The organism is Streptomyces sp. DF42 (assembly GCF_058267695.1).
Genome location: NZ_CM177859.1, coordinates 7684302 through 7700035 on the forward strand (window position 1 = coordinate 7684302; position 15734 = coordinate 7700035).

Genomic DNA, 15734 nt, shown 5'->3' on the forward strand with positions numbered 1-15734 from the left:
ACCCTGAAGGTGTGGCCCGGTCCAACGACGAGGTCGCCGCGCTGTTGCAGGAGTACGCGGACCTGATCTCGATCACCGGAGGGGACGCGTTCAAGGCACGCGTCTACGAGAAGGCTGCCCGGTCGGTCGGCGGCCACCATGCCGACGTCTCCACGCTCGACCTCAAGGGCCTCCAGCAGATCCCGAACGTCGGGAAGTCGATCGCCCAGAAGGTCCTCGAGTACTTCGACGACGGCAGCGTCCCGGCCGTCGAGGAACTGCGCGCGAAGATCCCCGCCGGAGTCCGGCGCCTCACGGCCATCCCCACGCTCGGCCCGAAGAAGGCGATGGTGGTGTACGAGGAGCTCGGCGTCTCCTCGGTCGACGAACTCGCCGACGCCATCCACGAGGAGCGGCTGCGCGACCTCAGGGGCTTCGGACCGAAGACCGAGGAGAACATCCTCCACGGCATCGAACTCCTGCAGTCCGCGGGCGGGCGCGTCCAGCTCGACGTCGCGAGGGAACTCGCCGACGACATCGTGAGCGCGCTGTCCGAGGTCAAGGGCTGCCTGCGGTGTGCGTACGCCGGGTCGCTGCGCCGGGTCCGCGAGACGATCGGCGACATCGACATCCTCGCCGCCGCGAAGAAGTCGGCGCCGATCATGCGGGCGTTCACCGAGCTGCCCTACGTCACCGAGGTGATCGGGACCGGCGAGAAGAAGACGTCCGTGCGCACCAGCAGGGGCCTCAACGTCGACCTGCGTGTGGTGCCGCCGGACTCCTGGGGCGCGGCACTGCAGTATTTCACCGGCTCCAAAGGCCACAACATCCGCACCCGCGAGCTGGCCGTGCACCACAAGCTCAAGCTCTCCGAGTACGGACTCTTCGACGTGGAGAGCGGCAAGAAGATCGTCTCCGAGACCGAGGAGGAGGTGTACGCCCGGCTCGGCCTGCCCTGGATCCCGCCCCCACTCCGTGAGGACCGCGGCGAGATCGAGGCCGGGCTGCGGGGCGAACTGCCCGACCTGGTGACGGAGGCGGACCTCCGCGGCGATCTGCACACCCACACCGACCTCACCGACGGGCTCGCCCCGCTGGAGGAGATGGCGGAGGCCGCCGCCGCGCGCGGCTACGCCTACTACGCGATCACCGACCACGGTCCGGACATGGCCATGCAGCGCATGACCGACGAGCGGATGCTGGCCCAGCGCGAGCGGGTGCGCGAACTCGACGGCACGTACCCCACCCGGGGCCGCCGCGGCGGTCTGCGGTTGCTGCACGGGGCCGAGCTGAACATCGGCCCGGACGGCGAGGTGGACTGGCCCGCCGCGTTCCTCGCCGGCTTCGACCTGTGCGTGGCCTCCGTGCACTCGCACTTCCACCAGGGGCGCGAGGAGCTGACCCGCCGGATCGTCCGGGCCTGCGAGAACCCGTACGTCGACCTCATCGGCCACCCCACCACCCGAGTCATCGGCAAGCGGCCGGGCATCGACGCCGACCTGGACGCGATCTTCGCCGCCTGCGCCCGCACCGGCACGGCCCTGGAGATCAACGCTCACCCGGACCGCCTCGACCTGCGCGACGAGGACATCCTGCGGGCCCGGCGGTACGGCGTGAAGTTCGCCGTCGACAGCGACGCCCACGCCGTACCCCACCTGGCCAACATGCGGTACGGCATCGGCACCGCGCAGCGCGGCTGGCTCACCGCGGACGACGTGATCAACACGTGGCCGGAGCGTCGGCTGCGCGGCTTCCTGCGCAACGGCAGGCAGGCCGGGCCGTGACCGCGAGGCCTGCCCGAAGAGCCGAGCAGCGCGTGGGGCCGAGCGCGCGCGATGGAGAGTGAAGTCCCGCTCCACGGCACTGACTTGTGCGAACACGGGCCGCTCGCGAGCACGGCATCGTCGACGGCCGCCGGGGGAGTCCTGGCGGCTCCTCCGCGAGCGCCGCCGGTCAACGAGCCGGATCGGGAACGTCGTCGACGGCTGCGAAGCGAGGGAGCCGTCGCCGCCCGCCACCGTCGACCGGCTCAGGCGCGGGGATGGGCTGGAGCAACGAGAAGGGACCGGGCCTGCCTGATCGCGGCGATCGCGGTGGCAGTCCCGGATTCAACCGGTCGTGGTGACACCGGCGCCCTGGGCCGGAGGTGGCAGGGCGCCGGTGGCGCGAGGGGAGAGGCGCCACTGCCGCCGGCCTGAGGGGGAGGCCGCCGCCCGGCGAGGTCCGGTGACTACGACGAGGTGAGGGCGTCGCTCCTGCGGCGGAGTCGTTGGCGGACGAGTGCGACGGCCACCACGCCGAGGGCCAACAGGGTGGACAGGACCACCTGGTCGCGGCCGCCGCCGTCGGCGGTGTCGGTCAGCATGTAGCCGAGGACGAAGGTGATCAGGGCGATGGTGGCCCAGGTGAGGTAGGGGTAGAGCCACATCCTGACGACGAGCTTCTCGGGCGCCTCGCGCTGGATGATCTTGCGCATCCGCAGCTGGGAGAAGCAGATCACCAGCCAGACGAACAGGGCGATGGCGCCGGAGGCGTTGAGGAGGAACTGGAAGATGGTGTCGGGCCAGAGGTAGTTGAAGGCGACCGCGACGAAGCCGAAGACCACCGAGGCCAGGATGGCCGGCCGCGGCACACCGCGGTTCGTGGTGTGTCCGAAGGCAGACGGAGCGTCGTTGCGGCGGCCGAGGGAGAAGGCCATGCGGGACGCGGTGTAGAGGCCGGAGTTGAGGCACGACAGCACGGACGTCAGCACGATGGCGTTCATGATCTGGCTCGCGTGCGGGATGCCGATGGAGCTCAGGGCGGCGACGTAGGAGCCGTCCTTGAGGATGGCCGGGTCGTCCCAGCGCAGCAGCGAGACAACGATCAGGATCGAGCCCAGGTAGAACACGGCGATACGCCAGATCACGCTGTTGGTGGCCTTGGTGACGGCGCCCCGCGGGTCGGCGGTCTCGCCGGCGGCGAGGGTGACGATCTCGCTGCCCATGAAGGAGAAGACCACCATCAGCACGCCGGTGAGGATCGCTCCCGGCCCGTGCGGCAGGAAGCCGCCGTGGCCGGTCAGGTTGGAGAAGCCGGACGCGGGGTGGTCGGAGCCGGGCAGCAGACCGAAGATCGCGAGGCCGCCCACCACGATGAACGCGGCGATGGCGACGACCTTGATGCCGGCGAACCAGAACTCGAACTCGCCGTAGGAGCTGACCGAGGCCAGGTTGGTGGCGGTGAGGACGACCATGACGATCAGTGCCCAGCCCCACTGCGGGACCGCCGGTATCCAGCCGGCCAGGATCCTGCCACCCGCGGTCGCCTCGACCGCGAGCACCACGACCCAGAAGAACCAGTACAGCCAGCCGATCGTGAACCCGGCCCAGCGGCCCAGCGCCCGGTCGGCGTACGCGGAGAACGAGCCCGAGGTGGGGTTGGCCGCGGCCATCTCGCCCAGCATCCGCATCACCAGGACGACGAGGATGCCGACGAGGGCGTACGAGACGAGGATGCCGGGGCCTGCGGCGGCGATGCCGGAGCCGGAGCCGACGAACAGGCCGGCGCCGATGACCCCGCCGATGGCGATCATCGACAGATGGCGGTTCTTGAGCCCGGCCGTCAGGCCGGGCTCGGTGGTGCTTTCGGGGCTGGTCTGCGGAGTTGTGGCGGAAAGAGGGGGGCGTATGGTCATCTCGACATCCATTGAGGGAGTGCGGACGAGGGCATGCGTCGGTGGGCTGGGCGGGGGTTGAGCGCGCCGATTCCACCGAGAGGGGACGGGTGCGGAAATCTGGACGCGTCGCGGGATGCGATCACTGTTGCCGTGTGGGCATGGTGGGCCGTGGCCTCGTGACCTGTGACTGCAGGAGCAGCCACGGGTGACGAACAGAAAAATAGATCCCCACGATCAGAAAAAACAAGAGGTGTCCGCCGGTCATCTTTTCCGTGATGTCCGCGGGGCCCCGCGCCTTCTCGTTGTGTGCCCACGCATCCTGCAGGGCGGGCGGCCGCCCGGGACCGTCCAGGGCTCCGGGCTTGTTTAACCGTTCATCATGCTCTATTTTTTCGGGCATCGCGGAACCGCCTCCTGTGCTGCGGCTACCGCACTTCGTCCCCTGTGTCCCGGTGCCTGTGGGAGCCCCTCGTGCGCAACACCCCGACGTCGTTGCCAGAACCCCCATCGACTCTGCCGCGGGCGCGAGTGACCCCACTCGGCAGGCCGTTAGGGTGGCGTCGTGGTAAACGCAGCAGGCAAGTTCGGACCCTACAGTCAGCCGGGCACGACGCGGCCGGTGTCGGTCGCCGGAGTACAGGACGCCCGTGTCCTGCCCGGCAGAGGCCAGACGGGATCGGAACTCGTCCGCTCACGGATCGCGCTGCATGTGCGTCTGAAGTCCGTGTCGCCGGGAGACCGGCTGGCGGACGCCGGCGTCCTCGCCGAAGAGCTGGGACTTGGTGAGATCACCGTGCGCCGCGCGCTGGAGGGCATGTGCCAGGACGGCTTGCTCGACCGCCGACGAGGCAGGACGGGCGGAACCTTCGTCGCACTGGACTGGGACACGGTCGCCCTGACGATGCACGACGCCGACGAAGCCGCTTCGCTGGACGCCTTCCACCTGCTGTTGGAGTGCGGTCTCGTGGCGCAGAGCGCGGACGAGGCAGCTGCCGGTCGGTACGAAGGGCTGCAGGAGCTCGTCGACGAGATGGACCGGGCCGAGGACCCGGCCCGGCTGGCCGAGCTGGAGACCCGCTTCCACCTCGACCTCGCCGAGGCGCTCGGTGGTCCCGGCATCCGCGAACTCGCCGCCGACCTGATCGGTCGGCTGTGTCTGCTGCTGCCCACTCCGGCACCCGCGGCCCTGCGCGCCCGGAACCGCTGCCACGCCGACCTGCTCACCGAACTCGGCCGCGGCGCGATGGGCCCGGCCGTACAGGCTGTGAAGGAACATCACCAAGCCCGCCCGATCTGACGCCCGGCATCTCTCGTCGCGACTCTCGCACCGTCACTGTCCCCGAAGGAGCTGCCATGTCCGATCCCGGAGCCGTCGGCCCGCCGCCGACGCCGGGCCTCGCCACCGGCGCACCCCAGCGTCTGCGGGGCGGTGTGCTCGGCATGGCGGACATCGCCGCCGCCACCATGGCCAACGTCGGCCCTGCGATGAGCTTCTTCTTCGGCTTCGCCTTCCTCGCCACCACCGCGGGCATCGCGTCCCCGCTGACCATCGCCGCCGCGGGCGTCGCCGTCGCCCTGCTGGGCAACACCCTCGCCGAGTTCTCCCGGGCACACCCGTCGGCGGGCAGCTTCATCACCTTCGTCGGCAAGACCTTCGGGCCGGTCAGCGCCGTGACCACCGCACTGCTGGCGGGCCTGGGCTACATCATCGCGATGGCCTCCGTCATCGCGATCTCGGGCGGCTTCGTGCAGATCACCCTGCACCACTACACCGGCGTCGACCTGCCGTGGATCATCTGGACGCTGCTGCTCACCGGCCTGGCCGTGGTGCTGATGCTGCGCGGGGTCGTGGTCTCCACCAAGTGGGCCGGCTACTTCTTCGGCGTGGAGATGCTGGTCCTCGTCGTGGTCTCCGTCGCTGCGATCGTCGAACACCGCGGCAGCCTCTCCGCGGCCCCGTTCCTGCCCGGCCACATCACCCACGGACTCAGCGGCCTCGCGGCCGGCTTCCCGCTCGCGGTGTACCTGTTCGTCGGCTGGGAGAACTCGGCGGCACTGGCCGAGGAGACGGAGAATCCGCGACGCAACGTCGGCCGCGCCGTGTTCTCCTCCGTGGCGATCATGACCGTGAGCTACATCCTCTTCTCCTACGCCACCGTGACCGGCTTCGACTACGACCTGCAGCGGCTCGGCGACTCCCCCATCCCCTTCATCGACGTCGCCCACGACACCCTCGGAGCGCTGGCGTTCCTCGCCTACGTGGGCGGCCTCACCTCCACCCTCGGTGTACTGATCGCGGGCATCAACTCCCAGGCCCGGCTGATCTTCAACGCCGGACGCGAGGGCCTCCTCCCGTCCTTCTTCGGCTACGTCCACCCCACCCGACGCACGCCCAACAACGCGATCGTCACCTTCACCGTCACCGCGCTGCTGATCATCGGAGGCTGGGGCCTCGGGCACCTCCTCGGCGCCGACGGCGGCCCGATGAACCCCGTGGTCTTCTTCACCGAGTCCTCCAGTCTCGGCGCCATCCTGATCCTGCTGGTCTACCTCGCCTCCAACATCGCCCTGCCCCTGTACTACCGCCGATACCGCCCACAGGAGTTCCGGACCGTACGGCACCTGCTGCTGCCCGCGATCGGCGCCCTGGCGATCCTGGTCCCGCTCTACTACCTCGCGAAGCCCGGACAACCCGCCCCGTACAACTGGTTCCCGTACGTCGCCCTGGCGGCCCTGCTCGGTTCCGTCGGCTACGCGACGGTGCTGGTGCGCCGTGATCCGACGCTGGCCGAGCGGGTCGGGTCAGTCGTCGCCGACGCCGAATGAATGACGGATACCGGGCACGGTGAGGTCCGCCGACCAGGGACGTCCGTCACTCGCGGCCGGTGGCTCGCCGAGGTGTGCGCCTTCGCGGCGCGGACAGCTCGTGCGGGTGTCGAACCGCCCTGCGGTATGCCTGCGCATCTCTACTGATCGCCGCAGGAGAGTCGGTTAAGGTCATGACGAAGCGACTGGGGCACACCAACGCTGCGAAGCCCCGAACATCTACAGCCATCTCTCTCCTGAGCCGGAGGAACGGACCAGGGCGGCGGTGGACCGACCGTTCGGTGCTCTGACGGGCGCATGTGACCCGGATGTGCCCTCTCAGCCGTAGGACTGAGAGAACGCGCAGGTCAGAGCCGATACCCTGGGGGCACAGTGCGATTGCGAGTGGAGTTCACGACCGAGCCCTTCGACCTGGACGAGGCGCCCGCGCATGCGGTGGTCGCCCGCCAGGTCATCGAGGCGGCCGAGCTCGACGCGGTGGACGTCGGCCCGTTCGGCAACACGGCGGAGGGTGGCGCCGACGCCGTTCTCACCGCCGTGGACGCCCTGCTCCGCAAGACGCTGGAGGCCGGTGCCACCCGGGTCTCGCTGCAGGTGAACGTCGTCGACGCTGACGGGGAGGGCGACGAGTGACCGGCACCGGGGACGAGCCGTTCATCACGGCCGTGAAGCCACTGGTCGACGCCATGGGCGGCGAGATGCTCCCGCCCGACGAGGCCGGCCCCGACGACGTCGTGCTCACCTGGGAGGGCGCCGACGCGGTCGCCGTACGCCTGCCCCAGCTCGCGGACTCCCTGGATCACATCCTGGCCGCGATGGAGCGCAAGCAGGGCAAGCCCCTGGCCGAGCTGGACCGCAAGGCCAAGCAGGAGGTCGTACGGATACTCGAGGCGCGCGGCGCCTTCTCCGTACGGCATGGCGTGGAGACCGTCGCGGGCGCGCTCGGCGTCAGCCGTTTCACGGTCTACAACTACCTGAACCGCGACAAGGAAGGCTGAGCGCCTCCGGGGCCCGCCTCCAGGTCCTCCGCTCAGGGCTTGGCACCCCGAATTTTCAACAAAGTGTTGACGGCGCGTTGCCGGAAGGCGTTAGCTGTCCGCAGCCCGTTCAGCACGAAGGCCGCCCTTCGCGGCCACGGAGGCTTCCGTGACTTCGACTTCCACGCCCCCGGGCCTGGCCCGGTTCAACGCACTGGAGGATCATGCGGCCATCGCCGCCCTCCACGAGGCGTGTGCCTCCACCACCTGGGCGCGGCGGCTGCTCGCCGCCCGTCCGTACGCCACCGCCGAGGACCTCTTCACCGCCAGTGACGCCGCCATGGCCGAGCTGACCGGTGCGGACCTGGCGGAGGCGATGGCCGGGCATCCGCCGATCGGCCGCCCCAAGCCGGGGGATCCCACCTCGGCGCGGGAGCAGCGCGGCATGGCCGGCGCGTCCGAGGAACTCAGGTCGGAGATGCTCGAACTGAACCTGGCGTACCAGGACAGGTTCGGCCATGTCTTCCTCATCTGCGCCACCGGCCGGACCGGCGAGCAGATGCGGGACGCGGTCAAGGAGCGGATCGGGAACTCGCCGGAGCAGGAGCGGGAGATCGTCCGCACCGAGCTGGGCAAGATCAACCGTATCCGGCTCGCCCTGCTCGTCGAAGACGACTGAAGAGGACTGACGCACCATGAGCACCAGCACCACCGCCTCGGTGTCCACGCACATCCTGGACACCAGCATCGGCCGCCCCGCCGGGGGCGTCGCCGTCCGGCTCGCGGCCCGTGCGGGGCGCGAGGCGGACTGGCAGGCGCTGGGCGGCTCCGCCACGGATGCCGACGGCCGGTGCAAGGACCTTCCGGGCCTGCCGGAGGGGACCACACACGTACGGCTCGACTTCGCGGTCGAGGCGTATTTCCTGAAGTTCGAGAACAAGCAAGCCGATGCGCAGCAGGACGCCCCCGCGAACCGGGACAGCGGTGCGTTTTTCCCAGAGGTAGCGATCACCTTCGCCGTCAAGCCCGGCGAGCACTACCACGTACCGCTGCTGCTCAACCCGTTCGGCTACTCCGTTTACCGAGGGAGCTAGCAGACATGGCAGACAACCCCCGCCCGGCCCGCCCTGTGATCCTGGGACAGAACCAGTACGGCAAGGCCGAGAACCGAGTCGTGAAGATCACGCGGGACGGCGCCACCCACCACATCAAGGACCTCAACGTCTCGGTCGCGCTCTCCGGCGACATGGACGACGTCCACTACTCCGGCTCCAACGCCCACGTGCTGCCGACCGACACCACCAAGAACACGGTGTTCGCGTTCGCCAAGGAGCACGGCATCGAGTCGGCCGAGCAGTTCGGCATCCACCTCGCCCGCCACTTCGTCACCTCGCAGGAGCCGATCAGGACGGCCCGGATCCGCATCGAGGAGTACACCTGGGAGCGGATCGAGGCCTCCGACGCCAACTCCCGGTTCATCGGCGCGGACGAGGTCAAGCACTCGTTCGTCAAGAAGGGCCAGGAGACCCGGCTGACGCAGATCACCTACGACGGCACGTCGTGGGAGGTCGTCTCCGGACTCAAGGACCTGACGGTGATGAACTCGACCAACTCCGAGTTCTGGGGCTACGTCAAGGACAAGTACACGACGCTGCAGGAGGCGTACGACCGCATCCTGGCCACGTCGGTCTCGGCCCGCTGGCGGTTCAACTGGACCGACGACGAGCAGAAGATGCCCCACTGGGAGAAGTCCTACGAGCAGACCAGGAAGCACATGCTCCAGGCCTTCGCCGAGACGTACTCCCTCTCGCTGCAGCAGACGCTGTACCAGATGGGTTCGCGGATCATCGACAACCGCAGCGAGATCGACGAGGTCCGCTTCTCGCTGCCGAACAAGCACCACTTCCTCGTCGACCTGCAGCCCTTCGGGCTGAAGAACGAGAACGAGGTGTACTTCGCCGCCGACCGCCCCTACGGCCTGATCGAGGGGACCGTCCTGCGGGACGGTTGCGAGCCGAAGATCCCGGTGGACCTCACCAACCTCTGACCATCCCTTCCGCGGCACCCTCGGCCGGGGAGCCCGCCTCCCCGGCCGAGGCACTCAAAACTCCCGGGGTCCTGCCGTGCCCTCCCCACAAAGTCCATTGAGCGAAAAGGACGACATCATGGCAGCAGCCCAGCGCATCGTCATCGAGAACTGTTCGATCGCGACGGTCGACGCCGACGACACCGAGTACGCGAGCGGGTACGTCGTCATCGCCGGCAACCGCATCGAGTCGCTCGGCGCGGGCACGGCCCCCGAGGGCCTGGACAACGTCGTACGCCGCATCGACGCCTCCGGCCATCTGGTGACCCCCGGCCTGGTCAACACCCACCACCACTTCTACCAGTGGATCACCCGGGGCCTGGCCACCGACCACAACCTCTTCGACTGGCTCGTCGCGCTGTACCCGACCTGGGCGCGCATCGACGAGCCGATGGTCTACGCGGCGGCACAGGGCTCGCTGGGCATGATGGCCCGCGGTGGGGTCACGACCGCGATGGACCACCACTACGTCTTCCCGAAGGACTCCGGCGACCTGTCCGGCGCGATCATCCGCGCCGCCCGCGAGATGGGCGTCCGCTTCACCCTCGCCCGCGGGTCCATGGACCGCAGCGAGAAGGACGGCGGCCTGCCCCCGGACTTCGCCGTCGAGACCCTCGAAGGCGCCCTCGCCGCTACCGAGGCCACCGTCGACGAGCACCACGACCCCTCCTTCGACGCGATGACCCGGGTGGCCGTGGCCCCCTGCTCGCCGTTCTCCGTCTCCACCGAACTCATGCGTGAAGGCGCCGAGTTGGCCCGCCGCCTCGGTGTGCGCCTGCACACCCACGGCTCGGAGACCGTCGAGGAGGAGCAGTTCTGCAAGGAACTGTTCGGCATGGGCCCGACCGACTACTTCGAGTCCACCGGCTGGCTCGGCGAGGACGTGTGGATGGCGCACTGCGTCCACATGAACGACTCCGACATCGCCGCCTTCGCCCGTACGAGGACGGGGGTCGCCCACTGCCCGTCCTCCAACGCCCGGCTGGCGGCGGGGATCGCACGGGTCCCCGACATGCTGGCCGCCGGCGTCCCGGTCGGCCTCGGTGTCGACGGCACCGCCTCCAACGAGTCCGGCGAACTGCACACCGAACTGCGCAACGCCCTGCTCATCAACCGCCTCGGCGCGCACCGGGAAGCGGCCCTCAACGCCCGCCAGGCGCTGCGCCTCGGCACCTACGGCGGTGCCCAGGTCCTGGGCCGCTCCGCCGAGATCGGCTCCCTGGAGCCGGGCAAGCTGGCCGACCTGGTGCTGTGGAAGCTGGACACCCTCGCCCACGCCTCCATCGCCGACCCGGTCACCGCGCTGGTCTTCGGCGCGGCCGCCCCGGTCACCGCGTCCTTCGTGAACGGACGCCAGATCGTCGAGACGAGCCGTCTGCTGCACGTCGACGAGGACGCCGTCGCCCGCTCCACACGGCACGAGGCGCGACGTCTGGCGCAGCTCGCCGCGCGGTAACGCCCTTCGCCGCAGCGGCACTTGGTCTCCGGCCGGGAGGGACGGCTCCCGGTCGGTAGCCGTGGACCCGAGCAGGGTCCATGGCGGCCGTCTCCGGGGCGCGCACGGATGTGCGCACCCCGGAACGGTCACCGTTCTCCTCCCCGGGAACGGCCCGTCCGGGTCCCGCACGACCACACGCACCACCTCCATGAAACCCGCGTCAGAGCCGACGTGTCACCCGCCCGGAGGAGCCGCCGTGTCCGTTACCCACCCGCTCGACGAGACCCATCCCGTCGACGAGAAACTCCCCGCCCTCAATATGGCGACCACCGGGCTGCAGCACGTGGCCGCCATGTACGCGGGAGTCGTCGCCCCGCCGCTGATCGTCGGGGCCGCCATCGGCCTGTCCGCCACCGACCTCACCTTCCTCACCGTCCCCGTCCACCTCGACCCGGCTCACGTCACCGTGGGCCGGGTGTCATCGCCCGTGAGGGGGCGGGGGCCGGCGGATACTGTGAGCCGACGGGGAACACGGGGGAGAGTGTCATGAACGAGTCGGGGCGGGTCGAGGCCTTCAGCGACGGCGTGTTCGCCATCGCCATCACGCTGCTCATCCTGGAGATCAAGGTTCCGGAGGTGGGCGAGCACGGCGGCCTGTGGCACGCGCTCGGCGCGCAGTGGCCCTCGTACGCCGCCTATGTGGTGAGCTTTCTGGTCATCGGCATCATGTGGATCAACCACCACCAGCTCTTCAGCTACGTCGCCCGTGTCGACCGCACGCTGATGTTCCTGAACCTGCTGGTCCTGATGGTGGTGGCCGCGGTGCCCTGGCCGACCGCGATGCTCGCGGAGTATCTGCGCGAGGACGCGGCCTCGCATGTGGCGGCGGCCGTCTACAGCCTGGTCATGGTCCTGATGGCGCTCACCTTCCAGGCCCTGTGGTGGCATCTGACCCGCACCGGCCATCTCTTCGACGCCCGCGTCGACGTCCTGGCGGCGAGGGCCACCCGCGCCCGTTTCGCCCTGGGCTCCCTGGCCTACCCCCTCACGGTCGGCCTCGCCTTCGTCTCCGCACCGCTCACCCTGGCCGCCCACGGCCTCCTCGCCCTGTACTACGGCTTCAACCAGGTACCGGTGCCGACCCGTGAGGACCCGGCCAGTTCATGAGGTTGGCGAGCAGCTCGGCCTGCTCGACCGCGTCGTCCAGGGCGTGGTGCGTGTGCCGCCGCCGCGACAGCAGATGGCGCGGCATCGTGCCCTTGGCGACCGCCCTGAGCGGCAGCCCCGCCTTCGTCGCGTAGAGCGTCTTCATGTCCAGGCAGCCCGAGTGCCCGAACGGACTCGCCCCGGTGAAACGGATCAGGTACCAGTACAGGAACGTCCAGTCGTACGAGGCCGGGTAGCCGCACATCACCGGCTGCGCCCCGGCGCACACCTCGCCGATCCAGTCGGTGAACTCGCCCAGCGCCACGGCCGGTTCCGCGCCCTCGGCCCGCAGCCGCTCCCGGTCGAGCCCGCTGACCGCGAGCGCTTCGGCAACGAACTCCTCACTGATCGGGCGGAGTTCACGGTAGAAGGTGTGCCGCTCGGGGTCGGCCGCGGTGAATCCGTCGACGGTCTGGGTGCCGGCGACCGCGGCGCCGAGGCTCAGCATCGAGTACGGCCCCGGGATGGGCCCGTCCGCCTCGATGTCGACGGAGACGTAGCGGCTGGGTCTGATGCGTCGTGCGGCCATGAGGACGGAGCATCGCAGGTCGGCCGGGTCGACCGCATCCGGTTTCAGCTCCGGCGGATCGCCTGGCAGGGCGTGGCCTGCGGGAGGCGGCCGGTGAAGTACGACCGGGGCGGCACGCCCATCAGGGTGCGGAAGTCGGTCGTCATGTGGGACTGGTCGTAGTAGCCGGTGGTGGCGGCGAGTTCGGCCCAGGGCTGCGTGGCGGCGTGGTCGAGTACCGAGCGCACCCGGTCGATCCGGGCGTAGTGCTTGGGGGACAGGCCGACCCCCTCGGCGAACAGGTTGCGCAACTGCCGCTCGCTGACGGCCAGTTCGCGGGCCACCGCGCCCACCGCACCGGGCATGTGTCCCCTCCGCACCGACATCGCGTCGACACCGGCACGCAGCAACTCGGTGCGCGAACGGTCGGTGGCGGCGGCGAGGCGCTCGGGCAGCACGTCCGCGAGATGGGCCAGGGCCTCCTCGGGCTCCAGCCGCCGCAGCTCGGCGGCGAGTCGACGGGCGCCCGGGCCGGGCAGGTCGGCCAGGCGCACCGCCCGGCCGAGGAGGTCGACGGCCGGGATGCCGAGCAGCGGCCGGACGGTGCCCGGCGCGAGCCGCAACTCCACGCAGGACGCCCGGCGTTTGCCGCGGTGATAGGAGGCACGGGCCCGCGGGCCGACGACCAGGGTGCTGCGGCTGCCGTCCTCCCCCGTGCGGACGACCACCTTGGCGGCGGCCTCCGGAAGATGCACGAACGGCTCCGTCGGCACATCGCCGACGGACACGGACGCGACACCCGCGATCCACGGGCGCAGTACCTCGGGCGTCGGCAGGATCTCGCGGGACACGGGGTTCGTCACCCCTCCACGGTAAGCACTCCACCGGGGTCCGCGGGCATGCCGACCGTGCCGGAATTTCCAAGAGATCCGCGCCCGAGACGCCCACCGTGGTGCACATGATCCTCGTGATGGGTGCCACGGGCACCATCGGCAGTGACGTCGTACGACAGCTCGCGGCGAACGGCGAGAAGGTCCGCGCCCTGAGCCGGGACCCGGCGGGCGCCCAGGTGCCGTCGGGCGTGGAGAGCGTGCGTGGCCACCACCGCGACCGGGCGTCGGTCGAGGCGGCGATGGCCGGAGCGGACGCCGCTTTCCTCGTGGGCGTGTTCGGGCCGGACGACGGCGAGTACGACCGCGGCCTGGTCGAGGCGGCGCGGGCGGCGGGCGTACGGCGCATCGTGAAGCTGTCCGCGATCGGCACCGGCGACCCCCGGCTCGGCGTCTTCGGAACCTGGCACCTGCACGGCGAGGAGGCGGTCCGCGCGAGCGGCCTCGACTGGACGGTCCTGCGTCCCTCCGCCTTCGCCTCCAACACGCTGACCTGGGCGCAGGCCGTCCGGGAGCACACCCCCGCGCCCAACATGATGGGTGACGGACGACAAGGCGTCGTCGACCCGCGGGACGTGTCCGAGGTGGCCGTGGCCGCGCTGCTCGACCGACGGCACGCGGGACACACGTACACCCTGACCGGGCCCGAGACCCTCAGCGCCCGCGAACAGGCCGCCGTCCTCGGCGAGATCCTCGGCCGACCGGTACCGCTGCGCGACCTGTCACCTCAGGAGCGCCGCGTCCAGCTGCTCGCCGCCGGCCTGAGCGAGGCCTACGCGGACGGCCTCATGGTCACGGCCCGGTTCATCCACGAGGGCGGCAACGACGTCGTCACCGAGGACGCCCGGACGGTGCTGGGGCGGCCGCCGCGGACCTATCGGGCATGGGCCGAGGACCACAAGGGTGTGTTCGCCGGGGCATGACGGCGGGGCATGACGGCGGGGCGGCCGAGCCCGCAGCGCCGTGAACGGGCGAGCGGTCAGAAACCGAACAGGCTCGGCTCCGTCGCCAACTCCGCGAAGTACTTGTGCGGTTCGGGGACCAGCCGCCGCTCCTTGAGGTCCAGCAGGCCGCCGACTGCCGTGATCTCGGCCGCCACCGTGCCGTCCGTCTTGCGGATCGTCTGCTCCATGCGGAACGTCTTGCCCTGGCCCCAGATGAAACCGCACGTCACCTCGACCTCGTCGCCCGCGATCAGCTCGCGCCGGTAGCGGATGGTGGTCTCCAGGGCCACCGGGCCGATGCCCCTGCCGATGAGCCCCGCCTGGCTGATCCCGGCGGCCCGCAGGAACGACCAGCGGGCGTGCTCCGCGTAGTTGAGGTACACGCTCTGGTTGAGGTGGCCCTGGACGTCCGTCTCGTACCCGCGGACGGTCACCGGAACGGAAAACGGTTCGCTCACTGCGTCCCCTTCTCGTACTCGATCGTTCGGACTCGCATTCGATGCCTGGTCCGTCGATCTTGGCATGGTTGTCATGCCCGCCGTGGAGATGCCAGCAGAAAGCGCGCTCTCGTCCTCGGCTCGGTGTGCTCGCCGACCTGCCATCCCGCGTCCCGCAGCGTGGCCGCGCAGGCCCGCAGCGCATCGGGGTCGGGCTCGTGCACGGCGACCGCCTCGGGCTGCGGTGTCCCGCGCACCCGGTAGCCCGCCGGATCCGGGCCGGCCGGACGGTGGCCGGCCGCCTCCAGGGCAAGCGCCGCGGCCTGCACCAGATGAGTGCGCTCCCAGCCGCACGGCCGGTCCGTGGCGCCGTCAGGATTGGTCATACGGCGCAGCTCCAACAGCCCCTGCCAGGCGCTGCGCACCTCGCGCACGCGGGCGGGACCGGTGTCCGGCGGCGCCTGTTCACCACCGACGCGCGCGGCGAACACACCGCCGCCGGCCGGCGGTTCGGGCTCGGGCGGCGGCCCCGGCTCGGCTGCCTCCCGTATCCGGTGCCCGGCCGGCGTCAGGAAGTGGTCGTGCGGCGGCCGCGGATGCCGGAAGGCGAACCCCCACTTCACCAGCGCCGCCAGCTGCGTCCGCGTACCCCTCAGCCGCCCGCTGACAGGATCGGCGGCATCGATCACACGCCGTTGGGCGGCGGTCGGCGGTCGTGTCACGGCATGCTCCTTCCGCCCTCGTGCCCGTGGTCCCACCTGCTGGAAAGGCTACGACGCGGGTCT

The 15734-nt window shown here is 70.4% G+C and carries 16 protein-coding genes and 1 pseudogene; 12 read left to right on the forward strand and 5 right to left on the reverse strand.

Annotated features, from left to right (window positions below; genetic code table 11):
- The first annotated feature begins 11 nt into the window (after nucleotides 1-11).
- Complete coding sequence (gene polX, locus ACYUED_RS35200; RefSeq protein ID WP_491288632.1) at nucleotides 12-1763, forward strand: DNA polymerase/3'-5' exonuclease PolX; 1752 nt, start codon at nucleotides 12-14, stop codon at nucleotides 1761-1763.
- Nucleotides 1764-2209: 446 nt separating this feature from the next.
- Here polX and ACYUED_RS35205 read toward each other — a convergent pair whose 3' ends face one another.
- Entirely contained in the window at nucleotides 2210-3655 is a 1446-nt protein-coding gene (locus ACYUED_RS35205) for an amino acid permease (RefSeq protein ID WP_491288633.1), read from the reverse strand.
- 544 nt (nucleotides 3656-4199) lie between these two features.
- On the opposite strand from ACYUED_RS35205, the gene ACYUED_RS35210 reads away from it, so the two are divergent.
- The 10 genes and pseudogenes from ACYUED_RS35210 (at nucleotide 4200) to ACYUED_RS35255 (ending at nucleotide 12131) form a co-directional block, all read left to right on the forward strand.
- Nucleotides 4200-4934: a FadR/GntR family transcriptional regulator gene (locus tag ACYUED_RS35210; protein ID WP_491288634.1), complete on the forward strand. Its 735-nt coding sequence runs from the start codon at nucleotides 4200-4202 to the stop codon at nucleotides 4932-4934.
- 56 nt (nucleotides 4935-4990) lie between these two features.
- A complete protein-coding gene (locus ACYUED_RS35215; protein ID WP_491288635.1) occupies nucleotides 4991-6463 on the forward strand; it encodes an APC family permease in 1473 nt (490 codons plus the stop codon).
- Between the two features lie 372 nt (nucleotides 6464-6835).
- Complete coding sequence (locus ACYUED_RS35220) at nucleotides 6836-7096, forward strand: thiamine-binding protein (protein ID WP_491288636.1); 261 nt, start codon at nucleotides 6836-6838, stop codon at nucleotides 7094-7096.
- Complete coding sequence (locus tag ACYUED_RS35225) at nucleotides 7093-7461, forward strand: helix-turn-helix domain-containing protein (protein ID WP_491288637.1); 369 nt, start codon at nucleotides 7093-7095, stop codon at nucleotides 7459-7461. The genes ACYUED_RS35220 and ACYUED_RS35225 overlap by 4 nt, the downstream gene beginning before the upstream one ends.
- A 148-nt stretch (nucleotides 7462-7609) precedes the next feature.
- Nucleotides 7610-8119, forward strand: coding sequence for a 2-oxo-4-hydroxy-4-carboxy-5-ureidoimidazoline decarboxylase (gene uraD / locus ACYUED_RS35230; protein ID WP_491288638.1), 510 nt, complete (start codon nucleotides 7610-7612; stop codon nucleotides 8117-8119).
- A gap of 16 nt (nucleotides 8120-8135) precedes the next feature.
- The gene (gene uraH, locus ACYUED_RS35235; RefSeq protein WP_491288639.1) at nucleotides 8136-8534 is read left to right on the forward strand and encodes a hydroxyisourate hydrolase; all 399 of its coding nucleotides are present in this window, start codon (nucleotides 8136-8138) and stop codon (nucleotides 8532-8534) included.
- A 5-nt stretch (nucleotides 8535-8539) separates the two neighbouring features.
- Nucleotides 8540-9487, forward strand: a complete 948-nt coding sequence (gene pucL, locus ACYUED_RS35240; protein WP_491288640.1) for a factor-independent urate hydroxylase — start codon at nucleotides 8540-8542, stop codon at nucleotides 9485-9487.
- Between the two features lie 118 nt (nucleotides 9488-9605).
- Entirely contained in the window at nucleotides 9606-10982 is a 1377-nt protein-coding gene (locus ACYUED_RS35245) for an 8-oxoguanine deaminase (protein WP_491288641.1), read from the forward strand.
- A gap of 190 nt (nucleotides 10983-11172) precedes the next feature.
- Nucleotides 11173-11397, forward strand: a pseudogene (locus ACYUED_RS35250) (hypothetical protein); the annotation flags it as partial.
- A gap of 113 nt (nucleotides 11398-11510) precedes the next feature.
- Nucleotides 11511-12131, forward strand: a complete 621-nt coding sequence (locus ACYUED_RS35255) for a TMEM175 family protein (protein WP_491288642.1) — start codon at nucleotides 11511-11513, stop codon at nucleotides 12129-12131.
- On the opposite strand, the gene ACYUED_RS35260 is transcribed toward ACYUED_RS35255, so the two are convergent.
- Together ACYUED_RS35260 and ACYUED_RS35265 are read right to left on the reverse strand one after the other, a co-directional pair.
- The gene (locus tag ACYUED_RS35260) at nucleotides 12085-12699 is read right to left on the reverse strand and encodes a 3'-5' exonuclease (protein ID WP_491288643.1); all 615 of its coding nucleotides are present in this window, start codon (nucleotides 12697-12699) and stop codon (nucleotides 12085-12087) included. The two genes, ACYUED_RS35255 and ACYUED_RS35260, sit on opposite strands and share 47 nt — an antisense overlap.
- A 44-nt stretch (nucleotides 12700-12743) precedes the next feature.
- Nucleotides 12744-13541: an AraC family transcriptional regulator gene (locus tag ACYUED_RS35265; RefSeq protein ID WP_491288644.1), complete on the reverse strand. Its 798-nt coding sequence runs from the start codon at nucleotides 13539-13541 to the stop codon at nucleotides 12744-12746.
- A gap of 95 nt (nucleotides 13542-13636) precedes the next feature.
- Here ACYUED_RS35265 and ACYUED_RS35270 point away from each other — a divergent pair, with 95 nt between their 5' ends.
- Nucleotides 13637-14491 (forward strand): NAD(P)H-binding protein, encoded by an 855-nt coding sequence (locus ACYUED_RS35270; RefSeq protein ID WP_491288645.1) that lies wholly within the window; start codon nucleotides 13637-13639, stop codon nucleotides 14489-14491.
- Nucleotides 14492-14547: 56 nt separating this feature from the next.
- Here ACYUED_RS35270 and ACYUED_RS35275 read toward each other — a convergent pair whose 3' ends face one another.
- On the reverse strand, nucleotides 14548-14970 hold the full coding sequence (locus tag ACYUED_RS35275; RefSeq protein ID WP_491288646.1) for an acyl-CoA thioesterase: 423 nt from the start codon (nucleotides 14968-14970) through the stop codon (nucleotides 14548-14550).
- A 71-nt stretch (nucleotides 14971-15041) separates the two neighbouring features.
- On the reverse strand, nucleotides 15042-15671 hold the full coding sequence (locus ACYUED_RS35280) for a hypothetical protein (RefSeq protein ID WP_491288647.1): 630 nt from the start codon (nucleotides 15669-15671) through the stop codon (nucleotides 15042-15044).
- Nucleotides 15672-15734 lie beyond the last annotated feature (63 nt).